This window comes from Streptococcus sp. S5 (genome assembly GCF_034134805.1).
Taxonomy (GTDB): domain Bacteria; phylum Bacillota; class Bacilli; order Lactobacillales; family Streptococcaceae; genus Streptococcus; species Streptococcus lingualis.
The window spans coordinates 239,842-259,377 of sequence record NZ_CP139419.1; the positions used below are offsets into that span (position 1 = coordinate 239,842).

16 protein-coding genes are annotated in these 19,536 nt (G+C 40.2%); all 16 read left to right on the forward strand.

The window, feature by feature from the left end; all coding sequences use genetic code 11:
* Nucleotides 1-85: 85 nt before the first annotated feature.
* Entirely contained in the window at nucleotides 86-1,555 is a 1,470-nt protein-coding gene (gene cpsA, locus SM123_RS01295; protein ID WP_320909639.1) for an LCP family glycopolymer transferase CpsA, read from the forward strand.
* Complete coding sequence (gene cps4B, locus SM123_RS01300) at nucleotides 1,552-2,283, forward strand: capsular polysaccharide biosynthesis protein Cps4B (RefSeq protein ID WP_320909640.1); 732 nt, start codon at nucleotides 1,552-1,554, stop codon at nucleotides 2,281-2,283. Before cpsA ends, cps4B begins: the two co-directional genes overlap by 4 nt.
* Nucleotides 2,284-2,327: 44 nt before the next feature.
* Nucleotides 2,328-3,023 carry a Wzz/FepE/Etk N-terminal domain-containing protein gene (locus tag SM123_RS01305; protein ID WP_320909641.1) on the forward strand — a complete coding sequence of 232 codons (696 nt, stop codon included), beginning with the start codon at nucleotides 2,328-2,330 and terminating at the stop codon, nucleotides 3,021-3,023.
* A 12-nt stretch (nucleotides 3,024-3,035) separates the two neighbouring features.
* A complete protein-coding gene (locus SM123_RS01310; protein ID WP_021154082.1) occupies nucleotides 3,036-3,728 on the forward strand; it encodes a tyrosine-protein kinase in 693 nt (230 codons plus the stop codon).
* Between the two features lie 19 nt (nucleotides 3,729-3,747).
* A complete protein-coding gene (locus tag SM123_RS01315; protein ID WP_320909642.1) occupies nucleotides 3,748-5,124 on the forward strand; it encodes a sugar transferase in 1,377 nt (458 codons plus the stop codon).
* Nucleotides 5,125-5,161: 37 nt separating this feature from the next.
* A complete protein-coding gene (gene cps2T, locus SM123_RS01320) occupies nucleotides 5,162-6,334 on the forward strand; it encodes a beta 1-4 rhamnosyltransferase Cps2T (RefSeq protein WP_320909643.1) in 1,173 nt (390 codons plus the stop codon).
* Between the two features lie 2 nt (nucleotides 6,335-6,336).
* The gene (locus SM123_RS01325) at nucleotides 6,337-7,482 is read left to right on the forward strand and encodes a glycosyltransferase family 4 protein (RefSeq protein ID WP_320909644.1); all 1,146 of its coding nucleotides are present in this window, start codon (nucleotides 6,337-6,339) and stop codon (nucleotides 7,480-7,482) included.
* Nucleotides 7,483-7,500: 18 nt separating this feature from the next.
* Entirely contained in the window at nucleotides 7,501-8,502 is a 1,002-nt protein-coding gene (locus SM123_RS01330) for a Stealth CR1 domain-containing protein (protein ID WP_320909645.1), read from the forward strand.
* A gap of 21 nt (nucleotides 8,503-8,523) precedes the next feature.
* Entirely contained in the window at nucleotides 8,524-9,162 is a 639-nt protein-coding gene (locus SM123_RS01335) for a DUF1919 domain-containing protein (RefSeq protein WP_320909646.1), read from the forward strand.
* A gap of 19 nt (nucleotides 9,163-9,181) precedes the next feature.
* Nucleotides 9,182-10,162, forward strand: a complete 981-nt coding sequence (locus tag SM123_RS01340; RefSeq protein WP_320909647.1) for a glycosyltransferase — start codon at nucleotides 9,182-9,184, stop codon at nucleotides 10,160-10,162.
* A 9-nt stretch (nucleotides 10,163-10,171) separates the two neighbouring features.
* Nucleotides 10,172-11,164 (forward strand): glycosyltransferase family 2 protein, encoded by a 993-nt coding sequence (locus SM123_RS01345; protein ID WP_320909648.1) that lies wholly within the window; start codon nucleotides 10,172-10,174, stop codon nucleotides 11,162-11,164.
* A gap of 1 nt (nucleotide 11,165) precedes the next feature.
* Nucleotides 11,166-12,314 carry a polysaccharide polymerase gene (locus SM123_RS01350; RefSeq protein ID WP_320909649.1) on the forward strand — a complete coding sequence of 383 codons (1,149 nt, stop codon included), beginning with the start codon at nucleotides 11,166-11,168 and terminating at the stop codon, nucleotides 12,312-12,314.
* Complete coding sequence (locus SM123_RS01355; RefSeq protein ID WP_320909650.1) at nucleotides 12,311-13,723, forward strand: flippase; 1,413 nt, start codon at nucleotides 12,311-12,313, stop codon at nucleotides 13,721-13,723. The genes SM123_RS01350 and SM123_RS01355 overlap by 4 nt, the downstream gene beginning before the upstream one ends.
* A gap of 11 nt (nucleotides 13,724-13,734) precedes the next feature.
* The gene (glf, locus tag SM123_RS01360) at nucleotides 13,735-14,832 is read left to right on the forward strand and encodes a UDP-galactopyranose mutase (protein WP_117744805.1); all 1,098 of its coding nucleotides are present in this window, start codon (nucleotides 13,735-13,737) and stop codon (nucleotides 14,830-14,832) included.
* A 15-nt stretch (nucleotides 14,833-14,847) separates the two neighbouring features.
* Nucleotides 14,848-15,900 (forward strand): glycosyltransferase, encoded by a 1,053-nt coding sequence (locus tag SM123_RS01365; RefSeq protein ID WP_320909651.1) that lies wholly within the window; start codon nucleotides 14,848-14,850, stop codon nucleotides 15,898-15,900.
* Nucleotides 15,901-16,042: 142 nt separating this feature from the next.
* On the forward strand, nucleotides 16,043-19,513 hold the full coding sequence (locus SM123_RS01370; protein ID WP_320909652.1) for a GBS Bsp-like repeat-containing protein: 3,471 nt from the start codon (nucleotides 16,043-16,045) through the stop codon (nucleotides 19,511-19,513).
* Nucleotides 19,514-19,536 lie beyond the last annotated feature (23 nt).

The window sequence follows — 19,536 nt, forward strand, 5'->3', positions numbered from 1 at the left end:
ATAATGGACAAAAAAGTGATAATTAATGCATTTTTTGCTAAAAATATGTTACAATAAACATGATTAGGACTAATTGGAGGTATTTATGTCACAAAGGAGACGGAGTCGTCGTTCAGAACATAAGTGGGGGCAATTGCGAATCATTAATTCCGTATTGCTTATTTTTTTGCTTATGACTGCAAGTTGGGCGACCTATACTATGTTGGCCAATAACATCTTGGCTTTTCGCTATGTCAATGTTCTCGTGATTGCACTACTAGCTCTTCTCTTGCTCTTATCAGCTTGGTTTGTGATCAAAAATCAGGCCAAAAAGACAACTTTGGTCCTGCTTCTTGTCGGCTTATTGACTAGTTCAGGAGTTTTGTTTGCTAGTCAACAGCTTTTGAATCTGACCAGTAATGTCAACGGCCACTCTAACTATACAGAGTTTGAGATGGCTGTCTATGTCAAGAAAGACAGTGACATCAAAGATATCAAAGAAATCAAGGAAGTGGTGGCACCAAAGGGCAATAATAACGAAGCCAATCTCACTGCCCTCTTGGACAACATCAAAAAGACCAAGGGTCAGGAAATTTCTGTAGTGGATGCCCCGACTTATCTAGATGCTTATAAGAGCCTGCAAGAAGGGAATGCTTCTGCTATGGTCCTCAACAGTACCTTTGAGGATACCATTGCAGCAGAAGATGCGGACTATGCGAAGAAGTTGAAGAAAATCTATTCCTACAAGATTCGAAAAGAAGTGGCAGCGACGAGCAAGGTGTCTGCGGATGCGGATGTCTTTAACATCTATGTCAGCGGAATCGATACCTATGGTCCGGTAACCTCGGTTTCTCGATCAGATGTCAATATCATCATGACTGTCAATCGGAAGACCAAGCAAGTCCTATTGACAACGACACCACGGGATGCCTATGTACCGATTGCAGATGGTGGTAACAACCAGAACGATAAGTTGACCCACGCGGGGATCTACGGAGTGGATGCTTCGATCCATACCCTTGAGAATCTCTATGATATCAAGCTCAACTACTACGTTCGTCTCAATTTCACCTCCTTCCTCAAGTTGATTGACCTTCTAGGGGGAATCGATGTGGAAAATGACCAAGAATTTACGAGCCTTCATGGTAAGTTCCATTTCCCAGTTGGGAAGGTTCATTTGAATTCAGAGCAAGCCCTCGGTTTTGTCCGAGAACGCTACTCTCTTCAAGGTGGCGACAATGACCGTGGGAAAAACCAAGAAAAAGTCATTGCGGCCATTATCAAAAAATTGACCTCTACCAAGGTCTTAAGCAACTACAATGAGATTATCGGAAACCTCCAAGATTCTGTCCAAACCAATATGCAGTTGCCGACTATGATGAACTTGATCAATACCCAGTTAGAAACGGGTGGTTCTTATGAGGTGACATCTCAAGCGATTACCGGTCAAGGACGAAATGACTTGCCGTCTTATGCTATGCCTGGTTACAACCTCTATGTCATGGAGTTGGATCAAGCCAGCTTGACCAAGGCTAAGGAAACCATTCAAAAAGTAATGGAAGGAAAAGAAAAATGATTGATATCCACTCGCACATCGTCTTTGATGTGGATGATGGACCAAAGACAAGAGAAGATACGCGTGCCTTATTGGAAGAAAGCTATCGCCAAGGGGTGCGGACCATTATCTCTACTTCTCATCGTCGCAAGGGGATGTTTGAAACTCCCGAAGAAAAGATTTATGAAAATTTTCAAGAAGTGAAAAAAATTGCGGCAGAGGTCGCGCCAGATTTGACGATTCATTACGGGGCAGAGATCTACTTTACTAATGATGTCTTGAAAAAACTGGAAGAAAAGATCATTCCACGTTTGGCAGATACGCGCTTTGCGCTGATTGAATTCAGCATGGGAACGCCTTACAAGGAGATTCATACGGCCTTGGACCGTTTGCTTCATCTAGGCATCACACCAGTAGTGGCTCACATTGAGCGCTACAAGTGCTTGGAGAAAAATGAGGAGCGCGTGCAAGAGATGATTGACATGGGCTGCTACATGCAGATCAATAGTTCCAGTGTTCTCAAGCCTCGCCTCTTTGGGGATGAACAAAAACAACTCAAAAAACGAGCTCGGTACTTCTTAGAAAAAGACTTAGTGCACTTTGTTGCCAGTGATATGCACAATGTGGATAAACGACCGCCTTATATGGCAGAAGCCTATCGCTTGATCAAGGAAGAATACGGAGAACAACGAGCACAAGCTCTCTTTGTCAGCAATCAAGAACTCTTGTTAGCGGATGAATTAATCTAACCAGAAAACAGGTGGAGAGATCCACATGAAGGAGTAATTAGGAAATGAACAATCAAGAAAATCAAGCAGTGGAAATTGATGTTTTCGCTATGCTGAAGACCCTATGGAAACGCAAGTTTTCGATCGTTTTGGTCGCTCTTGTCTTTGCCATTGCAGCATTTGGCTACAGTGCCTTTTTAGCCAAGAAAGAATACCAAAGTACTAGCCGGATCTACGTGGTCAGTCGTCAAAACCAAGACAACAATGCCTTGACAAACTCTGATTTGCAGGCGGGTTCTTACTTGGTGAAAGACTACCGTGAAATCATTCTTTCTCAAAATGTCTTGAGCCAAGCCATCGAAGAATTGAAACTCGATATGACACCTGCTGAGTTGTCGAAAAAGATCAGTGTATCCGTTCCAACAGATACTCGTATCCTTTCGATTACGGCTAAGGACGGAAATCCAAAAGAGGCAGCTCGTATTGCCAATGGCCTTCGGAATGTAGCAGCTGAAAAGATCATTGCTGTGACCAAGGTGTCAGATGTTACGACCTTGGATGAAGCAGAAGTGCCTCAATCACCTTCTTCACCAAATATCCGACGCAATGTCCTTCTTGGCTTCATTGCTGGAGCAGGCCTCATGGTGGTTCTCATGGTCGTAGTAGAAGTCTTGGACGATCGTGTCAAGAGACCAGAAGATATCGAAGAGTTGATGGGCTTAACCTTACTTGGTATTGTGCCAGATATGAAGAAACTGTAGACTGGGGATCGCATGAATACGTTAGAAATTTCAAAAAATAAATTACAAGAAATTCGGAAGGCAGAAGAATACTTCAATGCCCTTGCGACGAATATCCAATTGAGTGGGGTGGACTTAAAAGTCATCGCTATCTCATCTGTTCAAGAAAATGAAGGGAAATCAACCACTTCAACCAACTTGGCCGTTGCCTTTGCGCGTGCGGGTTACAAGACCCTCTTGGTCGACTGTGATATCCGGAACTCTGTCATGACAGGGATTTTCCGTAGTCGGGATAAGATCCAAGGCTTGACTGACTTCTTATCTGGTCGTAGCCAATTGGACCAAATCTTGTATGCGACTGATTTTCCAAACTTGGATATCATCGAGTCTGGACAGGTCGCGCCAAACCCAACAGGTCTCTTGCAAAGCAAGAACTTCACTGTCATGATGGATGCCTTGCGTGAGCATTTTGACTACATCATTGTCGATACGCCTCCAATCGGGGTCGTGATCGATGCGGCCATTATCGCCCAACGCTGTGATGGAACTGTCTTGATCACAGAATCTGGTGCCAATGGACGCAAGGCTGTCCAAAAGGCCAAGGACCAATTAGAACAAACAGGCACACCTTTCTTGGGAGTGGTGCTTAATAAATTTAACATTAAAGCTGCTGAGTATGGTTCATACGGTGGATATGGATCTTACGGAGAGTACGGGAAAAAGTAAAGAATAGGATTGAGGGAAAATGGGAGAAGAAAGAATCGAACTGGAAAAACTAAATATTGTTCTCTTTCAAAGTTTAGCTGTCCTATTTTCGGCTTACATTGTGAGTCTTTTCAAGGATGCAGAATACACGTCACAGACGATCGCCATTCTCTATCTCTTACATTTTGTATCCTTTTACATTAGCAATATTGCCTATCGTTTTTATAGCAGGGGTTACCTGGATGAGCTCTTTCAGGTCTTGAAATACAATGTGTTTTTCGCTGTTGGGATCACCTTTACCTCTTTTATGCTCGATGGGGTCTTTTCCATCTCTCGTAGGGGGATGATCTACTTCTTTCTTTTGAATACGTTTTCTGTCTATGTCATGGATCTCTTGCTCAAGAGATACCGGAAGTCTGTTTCACCACGGCGGAAAAGTTCGCGAAAGATTTTCCTGATTACAGCGACTAGTCGGATGGAAAAAGTATTTGATATTCTGCATTCGCCCAGCCTTTATCATGGAGAACTAATCGGTGTCACTGTCATGGACGATACTGATTTTGCTCATTCAGGTGTACGGGTGGTGCAGCCAGAGCAAATGATGAATTTTGTGACCAAGGAAGTGGTGGATGAAGTGTTTATCAATCTGCCAAGTGAGGACTACAATATTAGTGACTTCGTCTCGGAGTTTGAGAGTATGGGGATCGATGTAACTGTCAATCTCAATGCCTTTAACTTCGCTTCCTTAGGTAATAAACGGGTTCGAGAAGTCGGAGGACTAAGTGTCGTTACTTTCTCAACCAACTTCTACAAGCCGAGTCATGTGTTTGCTAAGCGTCTCTTGGACATTGCAGGAGCCCTCTTTGGTCTCTTGATTTGTGGCCTAGTGAGTATCGTCTTAGTCCCTCTGATTCGTAAGGATGGCGGACCTGCCTTCTTTGTACAAAAACGGGTTGGAAAGAACGGACGGTATTTCAACTTCTATAAATTCCGCTCCATGCGTGTGGATGCCGAAGAGATTAAGAAAGATCTCATGGCACAAAATACCATGACAGGTGGCATGTTCAAGATGGAAAATGATCCGCGGGTGACCCCAATCGGTCGCTTTATCCGGAAGACCAGTCTGGATGAATTGCCACAATTTTACAATGTTCTGATCGGTGATATGAGTCTGGTCGGGACTCGTCCTCCAACGGTTGACGAATACCAAGACTATACGCCAGCTCAAAAACGCCGCCTCAGCTTCAAACCTGGTATTACAGGACTTTGGCAAGTGAGCGGACGCAGTGAGATTACAGACTTTGATGAAGTAGTCAAACTGGATGTTGCGTACATGGATGGTTGGACGATCTGGAGAGACATTCAGATCTTGCTCAAGACCGTGAAGGTTGTACTTAGAAAAGAAGGAGCGAAGTAGGAATGCCCTGCTTCGTCCTTTCCATGTTAGGAGAAAAATGACACAATCAATTTATATCGTTGGTTCCAAAGGTATTCCGGCAAAATATGGTGGTTTTGAGACCTTTGTTGAGAAGTTAACCGAATTCCAACAAGACAAAAATATCCAGTATTATGTAGCTTGTATGCGGGAGAATTCAGCCAAATCAGGAATTACTGCAGATACTTTCGAGCATAATGGAGCAATCTGTTACAACATTGATGTCCCCAATATCGGTCCTGCGCGTGCCATTGCTTATGATATTGCGGCACTTAATAAGGCGATTGAGATCGCAAAGGAAAACAAGGACCAGGCACCGATCTTCTATGTCTTGGCTTGCCGGATTGGTCCCTTTATTTCAGGTATTAAAAAGAAAATCAAGGCTATCGGAGGAACTCTGATGGTTAATCCAGATGGTCATGAGTGGCTTCGTGCCAAGTGGAGCCTTCCAGTTCGCAAGTATTGGAAGTTTTCTGAGCAACTCATGGTGAAACATGCTGATCTGTTAATCTGTGATAGCAAGAATATCGAAGCTTATATTCAGAAGGACTATGCTAAGTATCAGCCACAGACGATCTATATTGCTTATGGAACCGATACAAGCAAGTCTATCCTGAGTAAAGAAGACGAGAAAGTAGGGACTTGGTTTGCAGACAAGCAAGTCTCAGAAGGAAACTACTATCTTGTCGTGGGACGTTTTGTACCTGAAAACAACTATGAGGCCATGATTCGTGGATTTATGCAGTCAAACTCCCAAAAAGATTTTGTTCTGATTACCAATGTGGAACAAAACAAGTTCTATGAACAGTTGCGTAAAGATACTGGATTTGATCAGGATCCTCGAGTGAAGTTTGTGGGGACTGTCTATGATCAAGAATTGCTCAAATACATCCGTGAGAATGCTTTTGCTTATTTCCATGGTCATGAGGTAGGTGGAACCAATCCATCCCTTCTTGAGGCACTCGAGTCTACTAAACTCAACCTCTTGTTGGATGTTGGCTTTAACCGTGAAGTCGGTGAAGATGGGGCGCTCTATTGGAAGAAAGATCAATTGGCACAGGTCATTGATCAGGCTGAGCAATTGGATGTACAAGCAATCGAAGACCTCAATCAAAAATCAAGTAAACGTATCTCTGAAGCCTTTACTTGGGAGAAGATTGTCACAGACTACGAGAAAGTATTTAAAGGATAGAAATGCAGAAAATTTTATATCTTCACGCTGGTGCCGAAATGTATGGTGCTGACAAGGTGTTGTTGGAGCTTATTAAAGGATTGGATCAAGATGCTTTTGAAGCACATGTCATCTTACCCAATGATGGTGTCTTAGTCAGTGCATTGGAAGAGGTTGGTGCTAAAGTTAAAGTCATTGATTACCCAATCTTGCGCCGTAAATATTTTAATCCTAAGGGAATTCTTGAGTATTTTGGCTCCTATAATCGTTATTCAAAGCAAATTGCTAACTATGCTAAAGAAAATGGGATTACCCTTGTTCACAACAACACCACAGCGGTTCTTGAAGGAATTTACCTCAAGCGGAAGTTAAAACTTCCTTTGATTTGGCATGTGCACGAAATTATCGTCAAACCAAAAGCCATTTCAGATTTCATCAACTTTTTGATGGGGCGCTATGCGGATAAGATTGTGACAGTTTCAAATGCCGTTGCTAATCATGTCAAACAGTCTCGCTATGTCAAAGATGACCAGATTCAAGTTATTTATAATGGTGTTGACAATGCCGTCTATCATGAAATCGATGCTAGCTCTGTCCGTGACCAATTTGGGATCGCACAGGATGCCTTGGTTATCGGTATGGTTGGTCGAGTGAATGCCTGGAAAGGGCAAGGGGACTTCCTAGAAGCTGTGACGCCAATCTTACAGGTCAATTCAAAAGCAGTAGCCTTTTTAGCAGGTAGTGCATTTGAGGGAGAAGAGTGGCGTGTCGATGAGCTGGAAAAAGCTATTTCAGACTCACCAGCAGCTAGCCAAATCAAGCGAATTGACTATTATAGCAAGACGACAGAACTCTATAATATGTTTGATATTTTTGTCTTACCAAGTACCAATCCAGATCCATTACCAACAGTCGTCCTAGAAGCCATGGCTTGTGGCAAACCTGTAGTGGGTTACCGCCATGGCGGTGTCTGTGAAATGGTGAAGGAAGGTGAAAATGGCCTTCTCGCCACTCCAAATCAACCTGTAGAATTGTCACAGGCTATTCAAGAATTGGCTAACAATACCGAGAAGAGAGCGCAATTTGGTGAGGCCTCTGTCCAACGTCAAAAAGAATTCTTCTCATTACAAAGTTATATTCGGAATTTTTCGGAGTTGTATAAGAAGTAAAAATAAAGAGGAAGTGATATGAATTTTCCGATAGATTTTGTTGTAACCTGGGTTGATGGAAGTGATCCTGATTGGAGAGCTAAAAAGAGCAAATATGACTCTACTTTTACAACATCTGAAAATAATATGAACTCCGATAAAGCGTACCGTGAATGGGGGACGTTTAAGTATTGGTTTAGAGGTGTTGAGAAGTTTGCACCATGGGTGAATAAGGTTTATTTAGTAACTGATAATCAGATACCAGATTGGTTAGATGTAGATCATAGTAAATTAGACGTTATTGATCATAAAGAAATTATCAACAATGACTATCTACCAGTGTTTTCATCTAATGCCATTGAATGTAACATTCATAAAATACCAAATTTATCTGAACATTTTGTTTGTTTTAACGACGATATGTATTTAACGGCACCAGTTTCACCAAGTGATTTTTTCTCTGAGGAAGGGCTACCTAAGTATAATACTGCCTTATCTCCTATTATTCCTGAACGATTTGGTACAGGAAACTTTCAAATTAATAATATGGAGATAATAACAAGTTATTTCAGCAAAGTAGAAATCTTGAAAAATGGGAAGTTCTTTTCTCCAAAACAGGGCTTAAAGCAAGTAATAAAATCTTTACTTTATAAAAATAGTAAATTTATTTGTGGCTTTTGGGAAAGTCATCTTCCATATCCTCTTTTAAAATCAACATTTGATCTTTTATGGGAGAAAGAGAAGGAAATCCTAGAAAAAACATCAGCTAGTCGTTTTAGGAATCCAGCAGATACAAATATTTGGCTTTTTAAATATTGGCAAATTGCTAGTGGACAATATGCTATTGGTGATTCAAAAATTGGTGGACTATTTTCTTTGGATGATGCAAATTCAGATTTCTGGAAGTTTTTAGTTTCGAAGAATTATAAAATTATGTGTATTAATGATGGCTTTAATATTCAGGATGAAGATAAAGTAATGAAAGAATTCATTGCTACATTTGATGAGTTTCTACCTGAAAAGAGTACTTTTGAATTATAAAACACAGGTATTTAGGAGATTATGGAAAGAAAATCACTAAAAGATAGAATAAAACCTATCGTTTATCCAATTATTAATTTTATTCCTAGACGAAGACTTAAGAATAAAAATTTCACTATCATTTGTGATAATTGTTGGGCTGGGAAAGTTTATCAGGAGTTGGGCTTGCCTTATCAAACACCATTTGTAGGGATGTTTGTCTTTTCGCCTGATTATATCAAGATGCTCAAGAATTTAAAACACTATTTGAGTGGAAACATCCCCTTGAAATTTGTTAAGGAATCGAAATATATCAAAGACTTTGATAATTCCTATCCACTTGCACTTCTTGATGATATTGAACTTCATTTTTTGCATTATGCAGATGAAGAAGAAGCTACTCAAAAATGGAATCGCCGTTTGAAGAGAATGCATTGGGATAATTTGTATTTCAAGTTCAATGATAATGATGCCTGCACTTATGAGTTGATGAAAGAGTTTGAAGAGCTTCCATACAAGAGTAAGGTGATTTTCTCTTCAAAGAATTATAGTGACCTACCTTCATTGGTCCACTTTAAATCAGCTGAAAAGCAAGGACATGTTGGAATCGATTTAAAAACTTACCACCGCTATTTCAATGCTGTAACTTGGTTGAATAAGGGTGGAGAAGACTTAACATAATTAATTGGGTAAATAATTTATGAAACCACTTTTAACTGTCGTCATTCCAGTTTATAATGTCGAAAAATATTTAAAACGTTGTATTGATAGTATCCTTGTTCAAGAGTGGAAGAACTATGATATCTTACTTGTAGATGATGGAAGTACCGATAATTCTCCTAAAATTTGTGATGACTATGCTAAAACGTATGACTTTATCTCAGTTATTCATAAGGAGAATGGTGGGCTCTCTGTGGCTCGTAACACAGGTATTTCTAATGCTGAGGGAGATTATCTTTATTTCCCAGATTCAGATGATTGGATTGAACCGAATACCTTTAGTGATTTAGCTGAAGTTATTGAATCAGATCAGTATGATATTATTTCCTTCAATCGTGAATTTGTAAGGAGTGAAGATGATATTATAAAATCCGATTCCAAACAGTCTAAACGATTAACTGGAAAAGAAGCTCTTCTAGAAATGTTTTCTTATGGCTTTATAACTGGTTTTGCCAATGATAAGATATATAAAAAATCATTATTCACGAGGGATAATATTCAGTTTCCAATTGGTAAGTATTATGAAGATCTTGGGACTAACTATAAGCTATTTCTTTTAGCTGAAAAGGTCTATGCGACAAATCAAAAATACTATCACTATCTAATTGATAATCCTGATGCAATTACCAAATCTTGGAATGAGCAAAAATTAGAAAATATGATTAGCTTTTTTAAAGAGATATATTATTCGGATGATGTTCGTTCGAAACTTGATTCTAGTGAATTAGCAATTGCTAAGATGTTTTTTGTCGATGGTATGACGCATAGTTTAGCTAGTCTATATAAATCAAATTTGTATAAGTCGTATCCTGAATTAACGAAAGACGTAAAGAACGAGTTAAAGAAAAATAAACTCACGTTTACGGAGTTGTCTAAGTTGAATCATCGAACAAAATATATTTTGTATAAGTTGGGTTTATTGCAAGGTGCATTCAGAGTACAACATTTATTGAAAAAGTAGGAGTCTAGTTTGAAATACTCTGTTATTATTCCTGTTTATAACGTTGAGAAATACATTGACCGTTGTTTGAAAAGTATTATTTCTCAAAATTATGATGACTTGGAAATTATAGTGATAGACAATGGATCTACTGATAGTAGTGGCATTATTTGCGATACTTACGCTAGCGAGTACTCAAATATCTCGGTCTATCATATTGAAAACCATGGTGTTGGTTCGGCACGAAATTTTGGCTTGTCCAAAGCCAGGGGAGAGTTTATCTACTTCGTTGATAGTGATGATTATCTTGTTGGTAATCTCTTTGCTGATTTTGCTGATAAGCTAGTGTCAGATTTAGATTTGGTTGTTTTTTGTTATTACAATTCTTTTGAGGAAGATTTAACTGAGAAGAGCCGTACTGAAAAGTCACTTCCATTTAAAGGAAATTACGACAAGGATGGTTTTATCAAGATATTTAAAGAACTATTCTTATCGGATATGCTTTACACAGTTTGGAATAAGATATATCGCAGAGAATTTCTTCTCGAAAATAACCTTTCTTTTGAGCAGTATGAGTTAGGTGAAGATGTCCGCTTCAATCTTAATGTTTATCGTAATGTAAACAGGATTTTTCTTTCTCAAGATTCCTACTATGTTTATGTCATTGGTAGGAAAGGTTCCGCTATGTCGAGCTATAACCCCAAGCGTATTCAATACCAGCTTCAAGAATTGAAGATGGTTGATAGTCTACTTTCGGACTGGTATTTGGATAGTTTTGATCTTGATCAAACAATTAAGGCACGAATCTTAATGAGTAATATTTATAATATATCCAAACAAAATACTCAATTCAGTTCAAAGGTGGAATATGTAAAAGATATTTGTGAAAATAAAGACATTAAATCATTTATTCATACAGAAGAAAATGATTTGAAACCGTTCATAAATTATTTACTAAAACAAAAAAGGTATTCTACTGTTCTGTTTCTTAAAATGGTTCAAGCATTGGTTAAAAGGAGTTAAAATGTTTCGTATTGAAGCAGAAAAATTGTTAGTTGGTTTTGTATTATCATTTATTATAGCTGTAGATATGTTAGGTACAACTATGTTAGGTAGATTGATACCAACTATACCAAGTTCTATGTCTGTACTAGTTTCTCTATGTTTGCTAATCCGCTTTAGATACATTAAGAAATTCTCTATCAACTACCTGATTTTTGCACCTGTACTTCTAATTGTTGGCTTTTTAGTAGCTTTACAAATGAAGAATTATAGTTTCCTTGCCTATATGGTTCTGATAGTCTTTTTGTATGATATGGATATGGATTTTATATTAAAGGTTTATTGTGCGGTAGTTATTCCCTTTTTATTAGGAACAGTATTTTTATCTTTAATTCATATCATTCCTAACTTACAATTTGTACAAATGAGAAATACAGGTATGGTTACAAGAAATTCCTTTGGTTTTATTTATCCAACGGATTTCGCGTCGCATTGTTTTTATTTATATGTTGCTCTGTCTTATTTAAACAGAAATCGTTTCTTGTTTACCCGTTCGGTTTTAGGGTTAGGTCTTGCTGCTTTTATTATTAAATTTTGTGATGCTCGTTTAAATGCAATGTCAATCGTTATTTCGGTTGTGATATTTGCTTTTTTCTACTTTGCTAAAAATAAACATCGTATGATTTTTAGTATATTCCCAGCTTCAATTTTAGCATCATCTGGAATTATGTATTACTTAACAAAGAATTTCACGTGGTCTAGTTCATTCTATGTTGCTATGAATAATTTGGTAAGTATGCGTTTGAAATTAGGCAATGATGCTTTAAAGACTTATGCTGTACGTTTATTTGGTAATCCAGAAGCAAATTTTATTGGTTATGGTGGTAAAACTGAATCAGTTTTAAGTTATAACTATGTTGATTCCTCATATATTCAAATGCTGTTTTATTATGGCAGTGTAGCAGTGGTTCTTCTTGTAATTCTATATTTTGTTAGATCTTGGGTTATCTATCGACAGGGAAATTATCTTATTCTAACTTTACTTTCTTTGATCACATGGAATTGTATGATTGAAGCATTTTGGATTAGACCGTCATATAACATTTTTTTCTATATTTTATTTGCGTCAGCTACAATAGGGGTTGAGCGTAAAAATAGGAGTAAAAAATGAAAGTTCTTAAAAATTACGCCTATAATCTCTCCTACCAGTTGCTGGTGATTATCTTGCCGATTATCACAACCCCTTATGTGACGCGGGTCTTTAGCTCGAATGACTTAGGAAGCTATGGTTATTTCAACTCTATCGTCACCTATTTTATTCTTTTGGCGACCTTGGGAGTGGCTAACTACGGAACCAAGGAGATTTCAGGACACCGCAAAGACATCCAAAAGAATTTCTGGGGGATTTATACCCTCCAATTGGGAGCGACCTTTGTGTCCATCCTGCTCTATGTCTTGCTGTGCTTGGCGCTTCCTTCCATGCAAAACCCTGTGGCCTATATCTTAGGGCTCAGTTTGGTTTCAAAGGGACTCGATATCTCCTGGCTCTTTCAGGGATTAGAGGATTTTCGTAAGATTACCGTTCGAAATATCACGGTCAAATTGGTTGGAGTCATCTCCATCTTCTTGTTTGTCAAATCTGCCAATGATCTGTATCTCTATGTATTCTTGCTCACCATCTTTGAGCTCTTAGGTCAGCTCAGTATGTGGCTACCTGCTCGTGAGTTCATTGGGAAAGCCCATTTTGATTTGGCTTATGCACGGGTGCATTTAAAACCGGTCATTCTGCTCTTTTTACCGCAGATTGCCATTTCCCTCTATGTCACCTTGGATCGAACTATGCTGGGTGCTCTCGCCTCTACAAAGGATGTAGGGATTTATGACCAGGCCTTGAAATTGGTTAATATTTTGCTGACCCTTGTGACGTCTTTAGGAAGTGTCATGCTTCCGCGCGTGGCGAGTCTCTTGGCTTCAGGAGATCACAAGGCGGTTAATAAGATGCACCAAATGTCCTTTTTGATCTATAATTTGGTCATCTTCCCAATCATCGCGGGTATGCTGATCGTCAACGATGACTTTGTTCGATTCTTCTTAGGGAAGGATTTCCAAGATGCTCGCTATGCCATCGCTATCATGATCTTCCGCATGTTCTTTATCGGATGGACCAATATCATGGGGATTCAAATTCTCATTCCACATGATAAGAACAAAGAATTTATGCTGTCAACTACGATTCCTGCTATCGTCAGTGTCGGGTTGAATGTGCTCTTCTTACCTCATTTTGGTTTTATTGGTGCAGCCATTGTATCCGTCTTAACAGAATCCTTGGTATGGCTGATTCAACTGTACTATACCCGTCATTACCTCAAGGAAGTTCCAATTATCGGGTCTATGACAAAAATTATGTTTGCATCTGCTCTGATGTATGGCCTCTTGCTACTTGTAAAACCATTCCTACATTTCACCCCTACCCTGAACGTACTCGTGTATGCGGTGCTTGGTGGGATCATTTATCTGATCGCTATCCTATCTCTGAGAGTGGTAGATGTGAAAGAATTAAAACAAATATTTAAGAAATAATGGAGTCTACTATGTACGATTATCTAATTGTTGGTGCTGGTTTGTCTGGAGCCATTTTCGCACATGAAGCTACAAAACGTGGCAAAAAAGTAAAAGTGATTGACAAGCGAGATCACATCGGTGGAAATATCTACTGCGAAGAGGTTGAAGGTATCAACGTCCATAAGTACGGTGCCCACATTTTCCATACGTCCAACAAAAAAGTGTGGGACTATGTCAACCAGTTCGCTGAATTCAATAACTATATCAACTCACCAGTAGCTAACTACAAGGGCAGTCTGTACAATCTTCCCTTTAACATGAATACCTTCTACGCTATGTGGGGAACCAAGACTCCTCAAGAAGTCAAGGACAAGATTGCCGAGCAAACAGCTGACATGAAAGATGTTGAACCGAAAAACCTGGAAGAACAAGCTATCAAATTGATCGGTCCAGATATCTACGAAAAGTTGATTAAGGGCTACACTGAAAAACAATGGGGACGTTCTGCCACAGACCTTCCACCCTTTATCATCAAACGTCTACCAGTTCGTTTGACCTTTGATAATAACTACTTTAATGACCGTTACCAAGGGATTCCAATCGGTGGTTACAATGTCATCATTGAAAACATGCTGGGTGATGTGGAAGTAGAACTTGGCGTTGACTTCTTTGCCAATCGTGAAGAACTTGAAGCTTCAGCGGATAAAGTTGTCTTTACAGGAATGATTGACCAGTACTTTGACTACAAACATGGGGAATTGGAATATCGTAGCTTGCGCTTCGAACACGAAGTCTTGGATGAGGAAAACCATCAAGGGAATGCGGTCGTCAACTATACAGAGCGTGAGATTCCTTATACTCGGATCATCGAGCATAAGCACTTCGAGTATGGTACACAACCTAAGACAGTCATCACACGTGAATACCCTGCTGACTGGAAACGTGGGGATGAACCCTACTACCCAATCAATGATGAAAAGAACAATGCTATGTTTGCCAAGTACCAAGAAGAAGCAGCAAAAAATGACAAGGTCATTTTCTGTGGACGCCTAGCAGACTATAAATACTACGACATGCACGTGGTTATTGAGCGTGCTCTAGAAGTCGTAGCAAATGAGTTTGATTGAAAGAAACCATAATCTATGAAATACTACTTAAAAGAAGAATTTCTTCATGACAATAACGCTAAAAATGCAGGAAATAAGGCTCGTAATGATGTTGAATCTATTGTAAAAAGTCAAGGATTTAAAGCTCTTATCCTTTCAGTAGACAATTGGTATGAGATGAGTACAGCAAAAGCTCAATTACATAAGGCGAAAGCCTTCAGTCGTTCCCTAAAGCAGTTGAATGAAGGTGATGAGCTCTTGATTCAATTTCCAATGCTACACCATAGTTTTTTCACTACCTCTCTTGTAAAAAAAGCAGGAAAAAGAGGAGTGAAGATCTATTTCATTATCCATGACTTAGATGCTCTTCGTTTCATGAATGGTCAAGCTGTTCCTTTGAAACATAGAATTCGTATGAAGATTCAAGAATCAGGTCTTCTTGCTGCAGCTGATGGGATCATCGCCCACAACCCAGTTATGAAATCTGTCTTGGTGGATAAAGGGGTTGCAGAAGATAAGATTGTCAGCCTTGGTATTTTTGACTATTTGATTCCAGATTTTCAAGAAAAGAGTGGCCAAACAAAAGATCAGCCGATCATTGTGGCAGGTAATTTGGCCCAGGAAAAAGCTGGTTATCTTTACTCACTTCCTGCAGAACCTGCATATAACCTTTATGGTGTCGGCTTCGACGAAAGCAGAGCTCTTGAGAATGAGAACTACTTTGGTTCCTTCTTACCGGATGAGCTTCCTGCAGCCCTTGAGGGTGGTTTTGGACTGGTCTGGGATGGGGATAGTGCTGAGACCTGTAGTGGCGTCTTTGGCGAGTACCTTCGCTATAACAACTCTCACAAGGCGTCACTATACTTGGCCTCAGGCTTCCCGCTTGTGGTTTGGAAACAGTCAGCCTTGTCTCACTTTGTACTTGAGAAGAGCTGTGGGATTGCAGTAGACTCGCTTCATGACTTGAAGGAGACAATCGACAATCTTTCAGATGCCGATTACCAAGACTTGGTGGACAATGCCAAGCGTGTTGGTCAGGAAATCCGAGATGGTCATTACTTAAAGACGGCCTTAAAGCATTTATCATAAGATCAAAAGAAGTCAGACAGACTTCTTTTTTAGTTTTTCAAAAATATCACTAATTTTAAAAATTTGCCTTATAAAACTTTTCATCGCTGAAACCGTATGGTAAAATGATTAAAGTATAAAATTTGTATAAAGGGAAGTTTATATGAAAAAGAAAGATCTTATTTTCTATGCGGGAGCAGCAGTCTTGATGGCTGTATCTGCTCAAGGAGTCAGCGCAGATGAGGTGGTTTCAAAAGAAGCTACTTCTGAAGGCAACCAAGTCCAAGCTGAAAAAGTGCCAGAAGTAACGGTTGCTGATAAGACTGTAGCGCCTGTCTCAAGTAATTATGCTGCACCAGCAAATGTGACTGAACCAGCTGTGGCACCTGCGAGCAAGGTTGTGGCTTCAGAAAGTGGAACCCCATCTGTAGAGAAAGCTACAGAAGTAGCACCTACTGAGAAGACAGAAGAAACCCCTCTTCCATCTGATACAGGAAGGACGACCTTCTTTAACACAGGTGCTCACGCTCCTGCTGGTCGCTCGACGGATGTGGCGGTTCAGCCAAAATCATTCGTTGATGTGAGTAGCCACAACGGAGATATTAGTATTGGCGACTACCGCACCTTAGCCAATAAGGGTGTGGGCGGTGTCGTTGTCAAATTGACAGAAGATACTTGGTACAAGAACCCGAATGCGGAAAATCAAATTCGCAATGCGCAAGCAGCTGGTCTACAAGTATCGACCTACCACTTCTCTCGCTATACTTCTGAAGAAGCAGCGCGTGCAGAAGCACGGTTCTATATCGCAGCGGCGCAACGCTTGAATCTTCCAAAGAACACCCTCATGGTCAATGACTTTGAGGATGCCAAGATGCAGCCAAACATTAACCGCAACACCCAAGCTTGGGCTGACGAAATGCGTAAAAATGGCTACACCAACTTGATGTTCTACACCAGTGCCAGCTGGTTGGATGAAAACAACCTCCGCAAGAAAGGTCCTGTCAACACCGCTCAATTTGGTCTTCAGAATTTCTGGATTGCCCAATATCCTTCTCCAAAACTGTCTGTAAACGATGCGAAAAGCTTGCGTTACAATGGGAAAGCTAGCGCGTGGCAGTTTACTTCTCAAGCGGAATTGCTTCCAGGAAAACACCTCTTTGACCACAGTGTGGACTATACCGGTCGCTTCACCGCGAACGCAAAACCTGCAGCGGATCCAACAGAAGGCAGCTTAAGTGGGAAGATTGACATTGTCAATAACGATACTATGACGGGCCGCTTTGACGTTGTCATCTCAAATGTTAAGGCGCCAAATGGAGTTCGAACCGTTTCTGTACCGATCTGGTCAGAAACAGGTGGTCAAGATGACCTTGTTTGGTATACAGCCAACCGTCAAGCAAACGGAACCTATACTGTTAATGTAAAAGCGTCCGATCATAAAAACTCAACCGGTCTTTACAATGTCCATCTTTACTATGTTCAGAACAATGGACAAATGACGGGTGTGGGTGGAACAACGACAAATGTTTACATCGGAAAACGACCAGAGGTTTTAAAACCAAGTGGCACGTTAACGATTGAGAATAATAATGCTAAGTCAGGAACTTTTGACGCCGTTATCACTAATATCTCAGCACCACTAGGTGTTAAAGAGGTTTTAGTCCCATCTTGGAGTCTAGAAAATGGTCAAGACGATCTTATCTGGCACAAGGCAACTAAGCAGATTGATGGCAGTTATCGTGTAACCATTAAGGCAAGTGAGCATAAAGGAAATAAAGGAAACTACCGAGCTGATGCTTATATTGTTGACAACTCTGGTAAACCCCACTATATCGCAGAACGAGTAGTTTCGGTTGATTATGCTCGACCAAGTGGTGTCCTTACGATTGAAAACAACAATACTACAGCAGGTACCTTTGATGCTGTTGTTAGCAACATTGTTGCCCCAAATGGTCTAAAAGAGGTTTTAGTTCCATCATGGAGTTTGGTTGGTGGCCAAGATGACCTCATTTGGCACAAGGCAACGCGTCAAGCAGATGGTTCTTATCGTGTGACTATTAAAGCGAGTGATCATAAGAATTCTACTGGGAATTACCGAGCTGATGCTTACATCGTAGATGATTCAAATAATCGTTTTTATCTGACTGAAAAAGTGGTTGAAGTTCGTCAATCACGCCCAACTGCTTCATTAACGATCGAAAGCAATAATATTTCAACTGGTAGTTTTGATGCAGTTATTCGTAATGTGGTGGCCCCAAATGGTGTAAAGGAAATCCTAGTTCCATCATGGAGTCTAGAAAATGGGCAGGATGATCTTGTATGGCATAAGGCAAATCGTCAATCTGATGGTAGTTATCGAGTAACTATTAAAGCAAGTGATCATAAAAATTCACTAGGGAATTATCGTGCAGACCTTTATGTCGTTGATAATGATAATAACCGTCATTATGTTACTGAAACGATTGTAACCGTTAAACATGATAAACCAACTGGAATCATTTCGGTTGTCAATAACAACAAAGATACAGGTACCTTTGATGTCATCATCAAGGATGTATACAGCCCTAAAGGGGTACGAGCTGTTCAAGTCCCAACTTGGTCTGATAAGGAAGGACAGGATGATCTCCGCTGGTATGAAGCGGCTCGCCAAGCGAACGGGGACTACAAGGTATCCGTCAAAGCGAGCGATCACAAGAACTCTACTGGTAAGTACCATGTTCACCTTTACTACATTCAAAATGATGGTTCTCGGATTGGTATTGGTACCACGACTACAGACGTGGAGTTCCGAAATGCGACGACCAAGACGCAAGCTGCTATCAAGAATGTCAATGCAACGAACGGGACTTATACAGTAGCTGTGGATCAAGCTCCTCAAGGTCGTCAGATTAAGAACATCCGTGTTGCTGCCTGGTCCAAAGCTCATCAAGAAAATCTTTACTGGTATTCCGCAACGCCGACAGGTATGCACACAGAGATCACAGTCTCTGCCAATAATCACGGTAATGAAGTGGGTAACTATACTACACACATCTATGTGGACTACAAAGATGGTGGTGTTGAAGGCTTTAACCTTGGTCAAACAGCCTTGTCTCCACGAAATCAAAAGGTGAACCCACAAACAACCTATTATTCTCAACGGGATCCTCGTTGGGCTGGGAAATATTACGGTGTGAGCAATGTCGATCAGTCAGGTTGTGTGCCAACCTCTCTTGCCATGACCTTCACAGATATCCTTGGCAGAACTATTTTGCCAACAACAGTAGCTGATTATCTCTACAACAATACTGATTCATTCAACAAAGGTGAAGCAGGAACAGATTCTGATGGGATTGTAGCTGCCACTCGTAATTGGGGCTTGAAGAGCCAATTGATTAATGGAGCTGGAGGCATTGCAGAAGCTCTCATGGCTGGCAAGCATGTACTTGCTGCGGTAGGCAATAGCCAATTTACTAGTGATCCTTATACTCATGAATTGGTCTTGCATGGTTATGACAATGGAAGAACCTATGTTCGCGATCCATATAATAGTGGCAACAACGGCTGGTACTCTATCAATTATCTTCACTCTATTAAGAGTAAGGACCCGATGGATAACAAGCTTGGAGCACCTTTCTTCTCAATTTTTGCATAAGCTAAACAGAAGGCCAATCTGGC

Bases quoted from the DNA above. Each gene is read 5' to 3' on its own strand.
- cpsA (WP_320909639.1), top strand. From the start codon at position 86: ATGTCACAAAGGAGACGGAGTCGTCGTTCAGAACATAAGTGGGGGCAA.
- cps4B (WP_320909640.1), top strand. From the start codon at position 1,552: ATGATTGATATCCACTCGCACATCGTCTTTGATGTGGATGATGGACCA.
- SM123_RS01305 (WP_320909641.1), top strand. From the start codon at position 2,328: ATGAACAATCAAGAAAATCAAGCAGTGGAAATTGATGTTTTCGCTATG.
- SM123_RS01310 (WP_021154082.1), top strand. From the start codon at position 3,036: ATGAATACGTTAGAAATTTCAAAAAATAAATTACAAGAAATTCGGAAG.
- SM123_RS01315 (WP_320909642.1), top strand. From the start codon at position 3,748: ATGGGAGAAGAAAGAATCGAACTGGAAAAACTAAATATTGTTCTCTTT.
- cps2T (WP_320909643.1), top strand. From the start codon at position 5,162: ATGACACAATCAATTTATATCGTTGGTTCCAAAGGTATTCCGGCAAAA.
- SM123_RS01325 (WP_320909644.1), top strand. From the start codon at position 6,337: ATGCAGAAAATTTTATATCTTCACGCTGGTGCCGAAATGTATGGTGCT.
- SM123_RS01330 (WP_320909645.1), top strand. From the start codon at position 7,501: ATGAATTTTCCGATAGATTTTGTTGTAACCTGGGTTGATGGAAGTGAT.
- SM123_RS01335 (WP_320909646.1), top strand. From the start codon at position 8,524: ATGGAAAGAAAATCACTAAAAGATAGAATAAAACCTATCGTTTATCCA.
- SM123_RS01340 (WP_320909647.1), top strand. From the start codon at position 9,182: ATGAAACCACTTTTAACTGTCGTCATTCCAGTTTATAATGTCGAAAAA.
- SM123_RS01350 (WP_320909649.1), top strand. From the start codon at position 11,166: ATGTTTCGTATTGAAGCAGAAAAATTGTTAGTTGGTTTTGTATTATCA.
- SM123_RS01355 (WP_320909650.1), top strand. From the start codon at position 12,311: ATGAAAGTTCTTAAAAATTACGCCTATAATCTCTCCTACCAGTTGCTG.
- glf (WP_117744805.1), top strand. From the start codon at position 13,735: ATGTACGATTATCTAATTGTTGGTGCTGGTTTGTCTGGAGCCATTTTC.
- SM123_RS01365 (WP_320909651.1), top strand. From the start codon at position 14,848: ATGAAATACTACTTAAAAGAAGAATTTCTTCATGACAATAACGCTAAA.
- SM123_RS01370 (WP_320909652.1), top strand. From the start codon at position 16,043: ATGAAAAAGAAAGATCTTATTTTCTATGCGGGAGCAGCAGTCTTGATG.